At 70.5% G+C, this 12,383-nt stretch carries 14 protein-coding genes; 6 read left to right on the top strand and 8 right to left on the bottom strand.

The features are described from left to right. Positions 1-127: 127 nt before the first annotated feature. Both AB0F91_RS14575 and AB0F91_RS14570 read right to left on the bottom strand, forming a co-directional pair. Complete coding sequence (locus AB0F91_RS14575) at positions 128-313, bottom strand: hypothetical protein (RefSeq protein ID WP_220245962.1); 186 nt, start codon at positions 311-313, stop codon at positions 128-130. A 154-nt stretch (positions 314-467) separates the two neighbouring features. Continuing rightward, entirely contained in the window at positions 468-680 is a 213-nt protein-coding gene (locus tag AB0F91_RS14570) for a BldC family transcriptional regulator (RefSeq protein WP_072474890.1), read from the bottom strand. Between the two features lie 377 nt (positions 681-1,057). On the opposite strand from AB0F91_RS14570, the gene AB0F91_RS14565 reads away from it, so the two are divergent. Genes AB0F91_RS14565 through AB0F91_RS14555 form a run of 3 tightly spaced genes read left to right on the top strand, consistent with a single transcriptional unit; the run spans position 1,058 to position 2,927 of the window. Further along, complete coding sequence (locus AB0F91_RS14565) at positions 1,058-1,531, top strand: Lrp/AsnC family transcriptional regulator (protein WP_285970770.1); 474 nt, start codon at positions 1,058-1,060, stop codon at positions 1,529-1,531. 11 nt (positions 1,532-1,542) lie between these two features. Beyond that, complete coding sequence (locus AB0F91_RS14560; protein ID WP_360597724.1) at positions 1,543-1,854, top strand: DUF4229 domain-containing protein; 312 nt, start codon at positions 1,543-1,545, stop codon at positions 1,852-1,854. Further along, positions 1,851-2,927 (top strand): PLP-dependent cysteine synthase family protein, encoded by a 1,077-nt coding sequence (locus tag AB0F91_RS14555; protein ID WP_360597723.1) that lies wholly within the window; start codon positions 1,851-1,853, stop codon positions 2,925-2,927. The genes AB0F91_RS14560 and AB0F91_RS14555 overlap by 4 nt, the downstream gene beginning before the upstream one ends. A 249-nt stretch (positions 2,928-3,176) precedes the next feature. On the opposite strand, the gene AB0F91_RS14550 is transcribed toward AB0F91_RS14555, so the two are convergent. From AB0F91_RS14550 to AB0F91_RS14535, 4 genes are read right to left on the bottom strand one after another with little or no spacing between them, the layout of a single operon-like run. After that, the gene (locus tag AB0F91_RS14550; protein WP_360597721.1) at positions 3,177-4,046 is read right to left on the bottom strand and encodes a 1,4-dihydroxy-2-naphthoate polyprenyltransferase; all 870 of its coding nucleotides are present in this window, start codon (positions 4,044-4,046) and stop codon (positions 3,177-3,179) included. A 34-nt stretch (positions 4,047-4,080) separates the two neighbouring features. Then, entirely contained in the window at positions 4,081-4,212 is a 132-nt protein-coding gene (locus tag AB0F91_RS14545; RefSeq protein WP_360597719.1) for a hypothetical protein, read from the bottom strand. Between the two features lie 51 nt (positions 4,213-4,263). Then, a complete protein-coding gene (gene menE / locus AB0F91_RS14540; protein ID WP_360597717.1) occupies positions 4,264-5,415 on the bottom strand; it encodes an o-succinylbenzoate--CoA ligase in 1,152 nt (383 codons plus the stop codon). 16 nt (positions 5,416-5,431) lie between these two features. Continuing rightward, positions 5,432-6,355: a 1,4-dihydroxy-2-naphthoyl-CoA synthase gene (locus AB0F91_RS14535; protein ID WP_360597715.1), complete on the bottom strand. Its 924-nt coding sequence runs from the start codon at positions 6,353-6,355 to the stop codon at positions 5,432-5,434. 96 nt (positions 6,356-6,451) lie between these two features. Here AB0F91_RS14535 and menD point away from each other — a divergent pair, with 96 nt between their 5' ends. Continuing rightward, on the top strand, positions 6,452-8,128 hold the full coding sequence (menD, locus tag AB0F91_RS14530; RefSeq protein WP_360597713.1) for a 2-succinyl-5-enolpyruvyl-6-hydroxy-3-cyclohexene-1-carboxylic-acid synthase: 1,677 nt from the start codon (positions 6,452-6,454) through the stop codon (positions 8,126-8,128). Positions 8,129-8,134: 6 nt separating this feature from the next. Here menD and AB0F91_RS14525 read toward each other — a convergent pair whose 3' ends face one another. Beyond that, entirely contained in the window at positions 8,135-8,863 is a 729-nt protein-coding gene (locus AB0F91_RS14525; protein ID WP_360597712.1) for a phosphotransferase, read from the bottom strand. A gap of 135 nt (positions 8,864-8,998) precedes the next feature. Between AB0F91_RS14525 and AB0F91_RS14520 the strand changes: the two genes are divergently transcribed. Together AB0F91_RS14520 and AB0F91_RS14515 are read left to right on the top strand one after the other, a co-directional pair. Further along, the gene (locus AB0F91_RS14520) at positions 8,999-10,519 is read left to right on the top strand and encodes a M1 family metallopeptidase (protein WP_360597710.1); all 1,521 of its coding nucleotides are present in this window, start codon (positions 8,999-9,001) and stop codon (positions 10,517-10,519) included. A gap of 17 nt (positions 10,520-10,536) precedes the next feature. Then, complete coding sequence (locus tag AB0F91_RS14515; RefSeq protein ID WP_360597708.1) at positions 10,537-11,010, top strand: DUF3592 domain-containing protein; 474 nt, start codon at positions 10,537-10,539, stop codon at positions 11,008-11,010. Between the two features lie 403 nt (positions 11,011-11,413). Here the strand turns inward: AB0F91_RS14515 and AB0F91_RS14510 are convergent, their stop codons facing one another. Then, entirely contained in the window at positions 11,414-12,256 is an 843-nt protein-coding gene (locus tag AB0F91_RS14510; RefSeq protein ID WP_360597706.1) for an inositol monophosphatase, read from the bottom strand. Positions 12,257-12,383 lie beyond the last annotated feature (127 nt).

The raw sequence follows: 12,383 nt of genomic DNA, 5'->3' as shown, positions 1-12,383 counted from the left end.
CCCACACCCCCCGGCGCCCTACACCCGCCATTGGGGGTGGGGGGGCGCACACCCCCCCCAACGCCACATTGCGGTGCGCTTAACGCACCGAACGCCACATTGGGCTGGGCGAAAGGTGCGCCCGAGGTCAGGCGTCCGGGTCGTCGGTGGGCCGCTTGCGCTGCTGCTCGCCGAGCTTGCGCAGGAAGTCGGGGTCGTCGTCGGGCGCGAGGGTCGGCCGTCGATCGGGCACGCCGATGCGTTGCGCCCCGAAGGCCCGCCACAACAGAACGGCGATGGTGATGGCGCCCACCGCTGCGAGCAGAGCGATCATGCCCGGTCCTTCCGTCGTGCAAGGCCTTGCCGGGTCCCCAGGTTAGCCCCAAAACCGCGAAGGGGCCCGAAACCTGGGTACGACGAAGGGTCGTGACCGGTAAGAGGTGCGGGAAGTCACCTCTTACCACTCACGACCCTCTCGTCGCGGTGGATCAGGCCTTGCGGGCCGGTTCGCTCGCGTCGGTGGTGAGCTCGGCGAGGAGCTCGTTCACCTCGGACTCACGGAACCTGCGGTGCCCGCCCGGGGTCCGGATCGAGCCGATCCGGCCGGCCGTGGCCCACCGGGTCACCGTCTTCGGGTCCACCCGGAACAAGGCGGCCACCTCACCCGGGGTGAGCAACCTTCCGCCCATCGTCGCGGTCATTTTCCGCCTCCTTAACGACCTACTTGCTATACCGGAGGCATCGGGCCTTTCGCCCGTCGCGCCGGGGTAGCCAACGCCGCAATCGTGGCACTTCACCCGTCGGGTACTCGAACGGTTGTCCTTGAGTAAAGAGCCCTTAAAGTGCAAAAGGGACATAACCTCTGGCGACCTCCCGCGTGTGAAGTCCTTGTTGAAATGGCTCTGACCAGGAGCTTTTCTTCTGCGGAACGGCGACCTCAGGTAAAGACACGCCAAAGGGGCATCGCGGGCCATAGCGGACCATCGGTGACGTTGTGACGCAGTAGACACTGTGTCTGTCGATGGGGGGCGCCTTACCTTCCCTGCGGTCCGGGGGCGCCGCGCAGCATAATGAGCCGGTGGATCAGCTGGACCGGAAGATCATCGCGGCGTTGCGGGTCAACGGCCGGGCCACCTACGCCGACCTCGGCCGCTCTGTCGGCTTGTCGGCCTCGTCGGTGCACGAGCGCGTGGGCAAGCTCGAGGCCGCGGGGGTGATCACCGGGTACCACGCGATGGTCGACCCGGGCACCGTCGGCCTGGGCGTGACGGCCCTGGTGGGCATCCACCCGACCGACACCGCCACCGACGAAGACGTGGCCGCGGCGCTCGGCGAGCTGCCCGAGGTGGAGAGCTGCTACGCCGTGGCCGGCGACGAGGCGTTCGTGGTGAAGGTGCGCGTGTCGACCGTCGACGAGCTGGAGCACACGCTCGGGCGGCTGCGGCGCATCCCCGGCGTCGGGCGCACCAACACGACGGTGGTGCTGTCGACGCGCTTCGAGGGCCGTCCGAACAACGCGGGCCTGGACGAAGAGGCCGAGAACAAGGCGTAGCCTCCCTTGATGTGAGCGAATCGCCGGAACCCGAATCGCCGGAACATCTGTCCCGTGACCTGACGCTGTACCTGGTCGCGCGCTTCGCGCTGGTGGCCGTGGTCGCCTGGGTGCTGTCGCTGGTCGGGGTGCCGCTACTGGTGTCCCTCCTCATCGGGCTCGTCGTGGGCCTGCCGCTGGGTCTGCTGCTCTTCCGCAAGCTCAACGCGCGTGTGACGGCCGGGCTGGCCAAGCGCAACGAGTCGCGGGCCCGCGCGCGGGCCGCACTTCGCGCCCAGCTGCGCGGAGAGGTCCCCACCAACCCGGGCGACGAGGCCGCGTGAGCCGGCTCCACAACCGGGCCTGGGTGCGTGAGGCCGTCCGCATCATCGAGGCCGACGCGAACCGCAGCGCCGACACGCACCTGCACGTGTTCCCGCTGCCCCAGGAGTGGGGCGTCGACCTGTACCTGAAGGACGAGTCCGTGCACCCCACGGGCTCGCTCAAGCACCGGCTGGCCCGGTCGCTGTTGCTCTACGGCCTGGTCAACGGTCAGATCGGCCCGGACACCACGCTCATCGAGGCCTCCAGCGGCTCGACGGCGGTGTCCGAGGCGTACTTCGCGCGCATGCTGGGCCTGAAGTTCGTGACCGTGGTGCCGCGGCGCACGAGCAAGGAGAAGATCGCCCTCATCGAGTTCTACGGCGGCGAGTGCCACTACGTCGACCGCGCCCCGGACATGTACCCGGAGGCCGAACGCCTCGCCGCCGAGTGCGGCGGGCACTACCTCGACCAGTTCACCTACGCCGAGCGCGCGACGGACTGGCGCGGCAACAACAACATCGCCGAGTCGGTGTTCGCGCAGATGCGGGCCGAGCGGCATCCGGTGCCGTCGTGGATCGTCGTGGGCGCCGGGACGGGTGGAACGAGCGCGACCTTCGGGCGGTATGTGCGGTACAAGCGGCACACGACCAAGATTGCCGTGGTGGATCCGGAGAACTCGTCCTTCTTCGGTGCCTGGGAGAGTGGCGCGCTGGACTATTCGACGGGGATGCCGTCGCGGATCGAGGGGATCGGCCGGCCGCGGGTGGAGCCGTCGTTTGTGCCTGGGGTGATCGATGAGATGTTCTCGGTACCGGATGCCGGGTCGCTGGCGGCGATCCGGGTGTTGCGGGAGCACACGGGGCACTGGGCTGGTGGGTCCACGGGGACGAATCTGTACGGCGCGTTTTTGTTGATCTCGCGGATGGTTGCGGAGGGGCAGGCCGGGTCTGTCGTCACGTTGTTGTGTGATGGTGGGGATCGGTATGCGAATACGTATTACTCGGATGAGTGGTTGGCGGAGCAGGACATCGATATCGCGCCGTACCGGGCCAAGTTTGATGAGTTTTTGCTGACTGGGCGGTTTGAGGGGTAGGTCCTTGCGGGGCCTTGTAGTCCTTGCAGTCCTCGCAGGGCGTGTTGCGTGGGGTGGGCGCCCCGAAGCTGGATTGTGTTGACGGCCGGAGAGCCTGTGTCAAGGCGGGAAAGCGTGCCTTGACACAGGCTCGCCGGCCGCAAAGCGGCTTCGGATCGGGGCGCCGGGCGGGGACTGGGTGCAGGTTCCGCTGAGCGGTTGGGCGGCGGTGGGCAGGTGGCGGTGGGTCGCCTGGGGTTGTGGTTGTCGTCAGAAGGCGAGTGCGAGTGCGCTGAGGACGGCCCAAGCGAGCATGGCCAGGCCGGTGTCGCGTAGTGCTGGAATGAGTTCGCGGCCGACCTTGCCGCCGCCGACGGCGCGGACGGATTTGAGCAGCATGGGTGCCGTGACCAGGGCGATGAGTTGCAGTGGGTGCCAGATGCCGAGGAGCACGGTGAGCACGTAGGGCACGGTTACCAGTGCCAGGTACAGGCGGCGCGTGCCCTTGTCGCCGAGGCGGGTGGCGAGGGTGCGTTTGCCGGACTCGATGTCGGTGGGGATGTCGCGGAGGTTGTTGGCCGTGAGGACCGCCGTGGAGAAGGCGCCGACGGCGACGGCGCAGGCCAGGCCGGCCCAGCTGATGTGCCCGGCCTGCACGTAGACGGTGCCCAGTACGCCGGCGAGGCCGAAGAACACGAAGACGGCGATCTCGCCGAAGCCGTAGTAGCCGTACGGCTTCTTGCCGCCCGTGTAGAACCACGCGCCGAGGATGCAGACGCCGCCCATGATCAGCAGCCACCAGAAGCCGGTGAGGGCCACGAGCAGCAGGCCCAGCACGCCGGCCAGGCCGAGGCACACCAGCGCCGCCGCGAGGACGGCCTTCGGGGCGGCCGTGCCGGAGCCGACGAGCCGCAGCGGGCCGACGCGGTTCTCGTCGGTGCCGCGGACGCCGTCGGAGTAGTCGTTGGCGTAGTTCACGCCGATGATCAGAGCGAGCGCGACCAGCAGCGCGAGCACCGAACGCCACCACGAGAACGCGTCCAGCGCGATCGCCGCCCCGACGCCCGCGACCACCGGCGCGATCGCGTTGGGCAGCGTCCGCGGGCGGGCGCCTTCAATCCACTCACTCACTGTCGCCATGGACCTCATTCAAGCCCATGCGATCTTCACCCGATCAGGAACCCGTAACCTGCCAGGTGAGGGTCCCGCTGGTGTTCGGCTCGTCGGCCGACGCGGCGCCCGCGCCGATGAGCAGCCCGACTGCTACAGCCGCGACCGCGAGGGCCGTCTTCGTCCACCTCGTCATACCCCGAGGCAACCGTGATCACTGGCACCCTGTCAACGATCCGGCGGGATTTCACGCCGTCCGTAGCTCGAACAGGGCTTTGACGGCCGCCCGGTCGATCTTCCCCGGGCCCCGCAGCGGCAGCTCATCCGCGAATTCGACCCGCTTCGGCGCGGCTGCGGCACCCAGCTCCTCCCGGGCGACGGCCTTGATCGTCTCGGGCGCGACCGGTCCCTCCGCAACGACCAACGCGACCACCGTCTCACCCCACTGCGGGTCCGGGACGCCGACCACGCAGGCATCGCGAACGCCGGCGATCGAACCGAGCACCTTCTCCACCGACGCCGCCGACACCTTCACGCCGCCGGTGTTGATCACGTCGTCGGCGCGCCCGAGCACCTCGACGCGGCCGTCGGCCAGCAGCCGGCCGCGGTCGGAGGTGCGGAACCAGCCGTCCTGGAACGACTCCGCCGTCAGCTCCGGCGCGAGCCGGTAACCGTGGGCCAGCACCGGCCCGGAGATCCGCAGGCGCTCGTCCGCGTCCGGCTCCACACGCACCCCGTCGAGCGGCACCCCGTCGTAGACGCAGCCACTCGCGGTCTCGCTCATGCCGTACGCGGGAACAATCCGCACGCCGGCCTCCGCAGCGCGCGTACGCAACTTCGCCGACGTCGCGGCCGCCCCGAGCACGATCCCGTCGAACGCGCGGGCCGCGGACAGCCCGGCCCCGCCGTCGTCGAGCAGCCGGACGAGCTGGGTCGGCACCAGCGCCGTGTACCTCGGCCCGTGCTCGGCCAGCACGGGCGCCGCGGCCGTGGCGAACTCGTCCGGCCGGAAGCCCGCGCCGGTCAGGAAGGCGGGTTTCGTGCCCGCCAGCCGCGCGCGGACCAGCACCTGCAGGCCGCCGATGTAGTGCGCCGGCGTGGCGAGCAGCCAGTGGCCCGCCCCGCCGAGCCGCGCGTGCGTGGCGGTGGCCGACGAGACCAGCGCACCCGGTGACAGCAGCACGCCCTTCGGTGCCCCCGTCGATCCGGACGTGGCGATGATCACGGCCGTGTCCGGTTCGACCGGCGTGCCCGGCGCCATCGCCTCGAGCACGCCGGGCGCCGCGGGGTCGGCCGAAGACAGCGGCAGCACGGCCTCTCCACCGTCCAGCGCCGCCGCCACGGCCGTGTCCAGGGCGGACACCGCTTCGGCGCTCCCGTCGAGCCACACCACACGCACAAGATCTCCCGAAGAATCAGTAGTAGTACGGGACGTCGGACCAGTCCGGGTCCCGCTTCTGCAGGAACGCGTCGCGGCCTTCCACGGCTTCGTCCTGCATGTACGCGAGCCGTGTGGTCTCGCCGGCGAAGAGCTGCTGGCCGACGAGGCCGTCGTCGATCGCGTTGAACGCGTACTTCAGCATGCGCTGCGCCGTCGGGGACTTGCCGACGATGGCCCAGCCCCACTCCAGCGCCACCTTTTCGAGATCGGCGTGGGGGACGACCTCGTTCACCGCGCCCATGTGGTGCATCTGCTCGGCGGTGTAGTCGCGGCCGAGGAAGAAGATCTCCCGGGCGAACTTCTGCCCGACCTGGCGGGCGAGGTAGGCGGAGCCGTAGCCGGCGTCGAACGAGCCGACGTCGGCGTCGGTCTGCTTGAAGCGCGCGTGTTCGGCGGAGGCGAGCGTGAGATCGCACACGACGTGGAGCGAGTGCCCGCCGCCCGCGGCCCAGCCCGGCACGACCGCCACCACCGGTTTCGGCATGAACCGGATCAAGCGCTGGACCTCGAGGATGTGCAGCCGGCCGGCGCGCGCGGGGTCGACCGTGTCGGAGGTCTCCCCACTCGCGTACTGATACCCGGAGCGTCCGCGAATACGCTGGTCACCGCCGGAACAGAACGCCCAGCCGCCGTCCTTGGGCGACGGCCCGTTGCCGGTGAGCAGGACGCAGCCGACGTCGGAGCTCATCCGGGCGTGGTCGAGGGCGCGGTAGAGCTCGTCGACCGTGTGCGGGCGGAAGGCGTTGCGGACCTCCGGACGGTCGAACGCGACGCGGACCACCCGTTTGCCGGAGCGGCTCTCGGTGGAGCGGTGGTAGGTGATGTCGGTGAAGGCGAAACCTTCGACCTCGGTCCACGCGGCGGGGTCGAACAGCTCGGAAACTCGGGCGTCATCCACGTTTGGGAGAATAGGACCTGTGGACATCTCTGCTGTGCCTGATGCCGCCTCCGCGGGAGGCAGCGCGTCGGTGGGCAACCTACCCGGAGCCTGCCGGTGAACCCCTCCACCGCGCAGGCCAGGGTCATCGTCGACGAACTGGTCCGCAACACCGTGTCCCACGTCGTCCTCTGCCCGGGCTCGCGTAACGCCCCGTTGTCGATCGCGCTCTACGACGCCGCCGCGGCGGGGCGCCTCAAGCTCCACGTGCGCATCGACGAGCGCGGCGCCGCGTTCCTAGCGCTCGGCATCGCCGCCCGCACGGGCCGGCCGTCGGCGGTGGTCTGCACCTCCGGCACGGCGGCCGCGAACTTCCACCCGGCCGTGCTCGAGGCCGACCGCGCGGGCGTGCCACTGATCGTGCTCACGGCCGACCGGCCGCCCGAGCTGCGCTCCGCCGGGGCCAGCCAGGTGATCGACCAGTACCAGCTGTACGGCAACGCCGTGCGCTACTTCGACGAGCTGGCCGTCGCCGAGCGGCGCGCCGGCCAGAACTCCTACTGGCGCAGCCAGATCTGCCGCGCGTGGAACGCCGCCTACGGCGAGTGGCGCAGCGGCCCGGTGCACCTGAACATCCCGTTCCGCGAGCCGCTGGTGCCGGACCACGACGATGACGGCGAGTGGTACGAGTCCACCGAAGGCCGCGCCGACGGCGAACGCTGGACCGAGCTGCCCGACTTCGGCGCCCTGCCGTCGTTCGTGGTGCCCTCGGCCCGCCACGGCCTCGTGATCGCGTGCGACACCGGCGTGCAGGCGGCCAGCGAGTGGGCCGAGCAGCACGGCTGGCCGGTGGTTTCGGAGACCGGTGGTCTGGGCTTGTCCGGCTCCACGGCCATCTCCGCGGGCGCGTGGCTGCTGGGCGTCGAGGAGTTCATCTCGCGGCACAAGCCGGAGCAGGTCCTGTGCCTCGGCCGGCCGACGGTGTTCCGGCAGGTCCAGAAGGTCCTCTCGGACCCCGCGGTGGAGGTTCTGCTGGTCCGCCCGGACTCCGACTGGCCCGCGCCGGCGCACAACGTCCGTCAGGTCGGCCAGTGGTTCGCCGAACCCACGAAGCCCGCCGACCCGGAGTGGCTCGCCGGCTGGCAACGCGCCGACGCGGCTGCGGCGGCGGCTGTTTCTCGCGCTCTGGCCGAGGAACCGTGGCCCAGCGGGTTGAGCGTCGCGTCGGAACTGGTGGACGCGCTGCCGCAGGGCGCTCTACTGGTGGTGGGTTCCTCGAACCCGACCCGTGATGTCGCGTTGGCCGGGACTTTGCGTCCTGACGTGCTGGTCCACCGCAACCGCGGGGTCGCCGGCATCGACGGCACGGTCTCCACGGCCATCGGTGCGGCCACCGTGCACCGCGCGCCTTCGTACGCCTTGCTGGGCGATCTGACTTTCTTGCACGACGCTTCCGGCCTGCTGACCGGTCCCGCCGAGCAACTGCCGGACCTCACCATCGTGGTCCTGAACGACGACGGCGGCGGGATCTTCTCGTTGCTGGAACAGGGCGCGCCCGAGCACGCGGACAGCTTCGAGCGAGTGTTCGGCACTCCCCACGGCGCCGATCTGGGCGCCTTGTGCGCGGGCTACCGGGTGCCCCACGTGGTGGCGACGTCGGTGTCCGAGTTCCGCGCCGCTTTGAAGCCCGCGCCCGGCCTGCGGGTCGTCGAGGTGCGTGTGGATCGCTCCCGCCACCGCGACCTGCACGCCCGCCTGCGCAAGGCGGTGGCTTCGGCCGTCGGCAACGGCTGACGTGGTTCAGCCCAGTGCGGTTCGCCACGCGTCCTGGTGGGCGTCGAGGTAGTCGGCGGTTGCGAGCCAGTACGGGCCGTCCTCGTGCCAGATGCGCGACCACGGCTGCGTGCCGGCGTTGGCTCGCAGGAAGTCGTGCATCGCCCGCGTGCGGCGGCCGAGCGCGGCCGGGAGCTCGGCTCGGTGGCGCTCGTCGAGGCCGTAGCCGTCGGTGAAGGCGCGCAGGCGGGCGGCGGATTCCGCGACCGGCCGGTCGGCACACAGGTCCGCCGCGGTCTGCGCGGCGTAGGCGAGGTCCCACACCGTCGACGCCGGTGCGGTGCAGTCCCAGTCGATCAGCACCCACCCGCGTTCGGCGCGCACGACGTTCCACGGCGCGACGTCGTTGTGGCACAGGAGTTCTTCGCGGTCCGGCGGGAGGAACCGCTGCCACGCCGCGTCCGGCGGCGGTACGAAACCGGCCAGCGCCTGGTGCAGCTCGGCCAGCGTCCGGCCGAGGGACCGCAGGTCGCCGGGGGAGTACGGGCCGCCCACCTCGCCCGGCACGAACTCCAGCACCTGCCGGCCACGCTCGTCGCGCCCCAGCGGCCTCGGCGCCGCGCGGAACCCCACCGAACTCAGGTGCGCCAGCACCGCGTCCACGGCGTCGGTCCACGGCCCCGCCGGGCGCCGCACCGTGGTGCCGACGCGGACGACGCCGCTCGTCACGTTCCCGACCAGCGGTTCTTCCGTCACACGATCGAGAATCGCAAGGTCGTCAAGTGATTACCTCCCGGAGTCCCAGCGGGTAAGACCTCCCAACGGACGTACCTCGCAACTCGAACCCTGGCTACGTTCGAGGGCGTTGATCATCTTCTGGGAGGAAACGCCATGCGTGGAAGAGGTCGGGCCGGGCTCGGGTTGGTCGCGGCGGGAGTGGTGTCGGTGCTGGTCGCGGGGGTGGCGTCGGCCGCACCGCAGCCGGGGGCGCCGGGGGTGGGTGATCCGTACTACCCCAACGCCGGCAACGGCGGCACCGACGTCCTGCACTACGACATCCGCCTGACCTACCAACCGGACACCGACCGGCTGGCGGGCACGACGACCCTGCTGCTCACCGCGACGCAGGACCTGTCGCGGTTCGACCTGGACTTCGCGCTCAAGGCGAAGAGCGTGCTGGTGGGCAACGAGGCCGCGACCTTCGCCAACCAGAACGGCGACGGCGAGCTCGTGATCACGCCCGCGCACACGTTGGCCAAGGGCCAGACCACCACCGTCGTCGTGGCGTACGACGACACGCCGTCCACCGAGGCGGTCGACGGGCTGCACGGCTGGAAGCACGGCGCGTTCGGCGCGCTGGGCGTCGACGAGCCGCAGAGCGCGCAGTGGTGGTTCCCGTCCAACGACCACCCCACCGACAAGGCCACCTACGACGTCTCGATCGAGGCGCCCGACGGGAACGCCGCCATCACGAACGGGACCCTCGTGCGCAAGACCCAGTCGCGCGCCGGCTGGACGCGGTGGAACTGGCACAGCACGAAGCCGCAGGCGACGTACCTGACGTCGTTCGTCGTCGGTAAGTACGAGGTGAACCAGTCGACGACGCCCGACGGCAAACCGTTCATCACCGCGTACGGCTCGGACCTCGGTGACTCGCTCTACGCGGCCAAGGCGAGCGTCGAGCGGACGCCGGAGATCGACGCGTTCCTGGCCACGCAGTTCGGGCCGTTCCCGTTCGAGGCCGAGGGCGGCGTGGTCACCAGCGGCATCACGTTCTCGCTCGAGAACCAGACGCGGCCCACCTATGGGCTGAAGAACTTCGTTGCCGGCGCGAACACCACCCTCATCGCCCACGAGAACGCCCACCAGTGGTTCGGTGACAACGTGTCGCTCGGCAAGTGGAGCGACATCTGGCTCAACGAGGGCTTCGCGTCCTACGCCGAGTACCTCTGGTCCGAGCACGAGGGCGAGGGCACCACGGCCGAGCTCGCGCAGTACGCCTACGACTCCTACGCCGCCGACGACGCGTTCTGGCAGGTCCTGCCCGGCGACCCGGGCGAGGAGAACCAGTTCCACGGCGCCGTCTACGACCGCGGCGCGATGGCCCTGCAGGCCCTGCGCACCACCGTCGGCGACGACGCGTTCTTCGCCATCCTGCAGAAGTGGCAGGCCACGAAGGCCGGCGGCCACGGCGTGATCCCGGAGTTCGAGGCGCTGGCCGAGCAGGTGTCGGGCAAGCCGCTGCAGGTGTTGTTCCAGACGTGGCTGTTCACCAAGGGCAAGCCGGCGCTCGGCCCGAACGGTGCTTCGGCTGCGCGGGCTGCGGGGGTGGCCCACGCTCTGGTCAAGCCGAAGTCCTACGACCAGATCCGGGCCAACCACCGCATGCTCGCCGCCGCGGGGGAACGGTGAGGCTCTAAACTCGCGATGTGACGGTCAGGCGTGAGCGGGCGAGGCGCATCGGGTGGTTCGCCGTCCTCGGTGCCGCCTCGCTCCTCACCGTGATGTGCGTGAGCCTGCTCTTCGCGGCGATCCGCAACGACAACGCCATCGAGTCCCACCTCGGCACGGCCACGGCCACCGTCGAGTCCGTGAACTTCGACCGCACGATCATCCAGTTCCAGAGCCCGGACGGCATCGTCCACAGCCCGGCCAACGGCGTCCTCTACCCGTCCGGGCTTCTGGCGGGCCAGCTCGTGGCCATCGAGTACGACGTCACCAACCCCGACCGCACCGCCCGCGTCGCCGGCCGCACCGCGACGCTCACCCTCCTGCCGCTCGGCACCACGATCCTGTTCACCTGGCTGATCGCGGGTCCGGTGATGTGGTGGCTGCGCCGCCTGATCAAGCGCGATCGCGCCGTTCGGGCGGCTGCCGAGGTGCCTGAGATCCCGGTCGCCTGAGCCGGGTTGCTCACCGAGGTCCTTGTTGCGGTGCGCGCAGCTCGTGGTGGGGTTCGCGCAGCCGGTGGTCGATTCTGCACAACGCACGGTGTGGACCGCACACCGCTGTTCAGGTCCGCACACAGCCACGCGGCCGATGTCGGTGCTCGCACGACCGGTGTGCTGACTCGCGCCGGCGGTGGTCAGATTCACGCAGGCGGCGTCAGCGTTCGCCCCAACCGACGTCCGGACCAGGGGCCGACAGTGATCAGATCCGCACAACCGCGGTTCGGTTCGCCGGAGCGACCGCGCAGATCCGAACACTCGGCGGCTTGGCTCGCACAGCCCGTGATCACGTTCGCACGGCCGAGATCAGTCGCGCCCCACCCGGCGACCCGTCCGGGTCAGGACGCGTCGAACCGGATCAGGTCGTGGCGACCGTCGCCGTCTCCTGCCACCAGCTCAGGACCTCTTCCGCGACGCCCGGGGCGGCCACCAGCAGGCCGTCGGTCGGCAGCGTCGTGTCTTCGCCGTGCTTGTCCAGCACCACCGCGCCGGCCTCGATGGCCATGGCGACGGAGCCCGCGACGTCCCATTCGTGGTAGCTGTGCAACACCGCGGCTGCCGCGTGGCCGAGCGCGACCTGCGCGATCGACAGCGCGGCCGAGCCCAGCACCCGCACGCCCGCGTGGGCGGCCGCGGCGCGCTCGATGAAACCGCCCATCCCCGGCCACGGCCCCTTGCGCGCGAGTTCGGTGCAGACGATGGCGCCGGCCGTCACGCGGCGGTCGACGAGCTGGATGGGCGTGCCGTTGGCGCGGGCGCCGCGGCCGCGGGCGGCGGCGTAGATCTGCGCGCGGTACGGGTCGGCGACCACCCCCACCACCGGCCCGGAAGCGTCGATCAACGCGAGGCTATAGGCGCACCACGGCACACCGGCGACGTAGTTGGCCGTGCCGTCGACGGAGTCCACGACCCAGCGGTACTCGGCCACGTCGGCGCCGTGATCGGCTCCGAACTCGTGGCCGACCACGGGGATGCCGGGGAACTCGGCGGTGAGCACTCGGCGGGTGTGGCGTTCGAGGATGCGGTCGGTATCGGTGACCCAGTCGAACGGGGAGTCCAGGGTCGAGGGGTGGGCTCCGCGGCCCGCCGTCGCGGTGATCACATCGGTGGCGTCGTTGGCCAGCCGGCCGGCCACCTCGAGAGCCCTCGAGAGCAGCCCCGGCTCCACGGGCTGCGACGGCCTGGAGGACAAGAGGGTCATGCCTGCTTAGTCTGGGCCGTCCTGGTTTCCGGGACACGACCTTGAGGTGACATGTCGTGGCGAATCTGCTGACGGACTGTATTCGGACTCCGACGCTTCGGAGTGTTCGAACACCGTTGGCCCATCG

Origin of the sequence: Amycolatopsis sp. NPDC023774 (genome assembly GCF_040639695.1) — a bacterium.
Classification (GTDB): Bacteria; Actinomycetota; Actinomycetes; order Mycobacteriales; family Pseudonocardiaceae; genus Amycolatopsis.
The sequence above is the reverse complement of the archived record's forward strand: the minus strand, read 5'-3'. Positions and strand labels throughout refer to the sequence as shown.

Excerpts from the sequence above, each read along its gene's own strand:
- AB0F91_RS14575 (WP_220245962.1), bottom strand. The coding sequence starts at position 313 with ATGATCGCTCTGCTCGCAGCGGTGGGCGCCATCACCATCGCCGTTCTG.
- AB0F91_RS14570 (WP_072474890.1), bottom strand. The coding sequence starts at position 680 with ATGACCGCGACGATGGGCGGAAGGTTGCTCACCCCGGGTGAGGTGGCC.
- AB0F91_RS14550 (WP_360597721.1), bottom strand. The coding sequence starts at position 4,046 with ATGGCGACAGTGAGTGAGTGGATTGAAGGCGCCCGCCCGCGGACGCTG.
- AB0F91_RS14545 (WP_360597719.1), bottom strand. The coding sequence starts at position 4,212 with ATGACGAGGTGGACGAAGACGGCCCTCGCGGTCGCGGCTGTAGCAGTC.
- AB0F91_RS14520 (WP_360597710.1), top strand. The coding sequence starts at position 8,999 with ATGCGTGGAAGAGGTCGGGCCGGGCTCGGGTTGGTCGCGGCGGGAGTG.
- AB0F91_RS14510 (WP_360597706.1), bottom strand. The coding sequence starts at position 12,256 with ATGACCCTCTTGTCCTCCAGGCCGTCGCAGCCCGTGGAGCCGGGGCTG.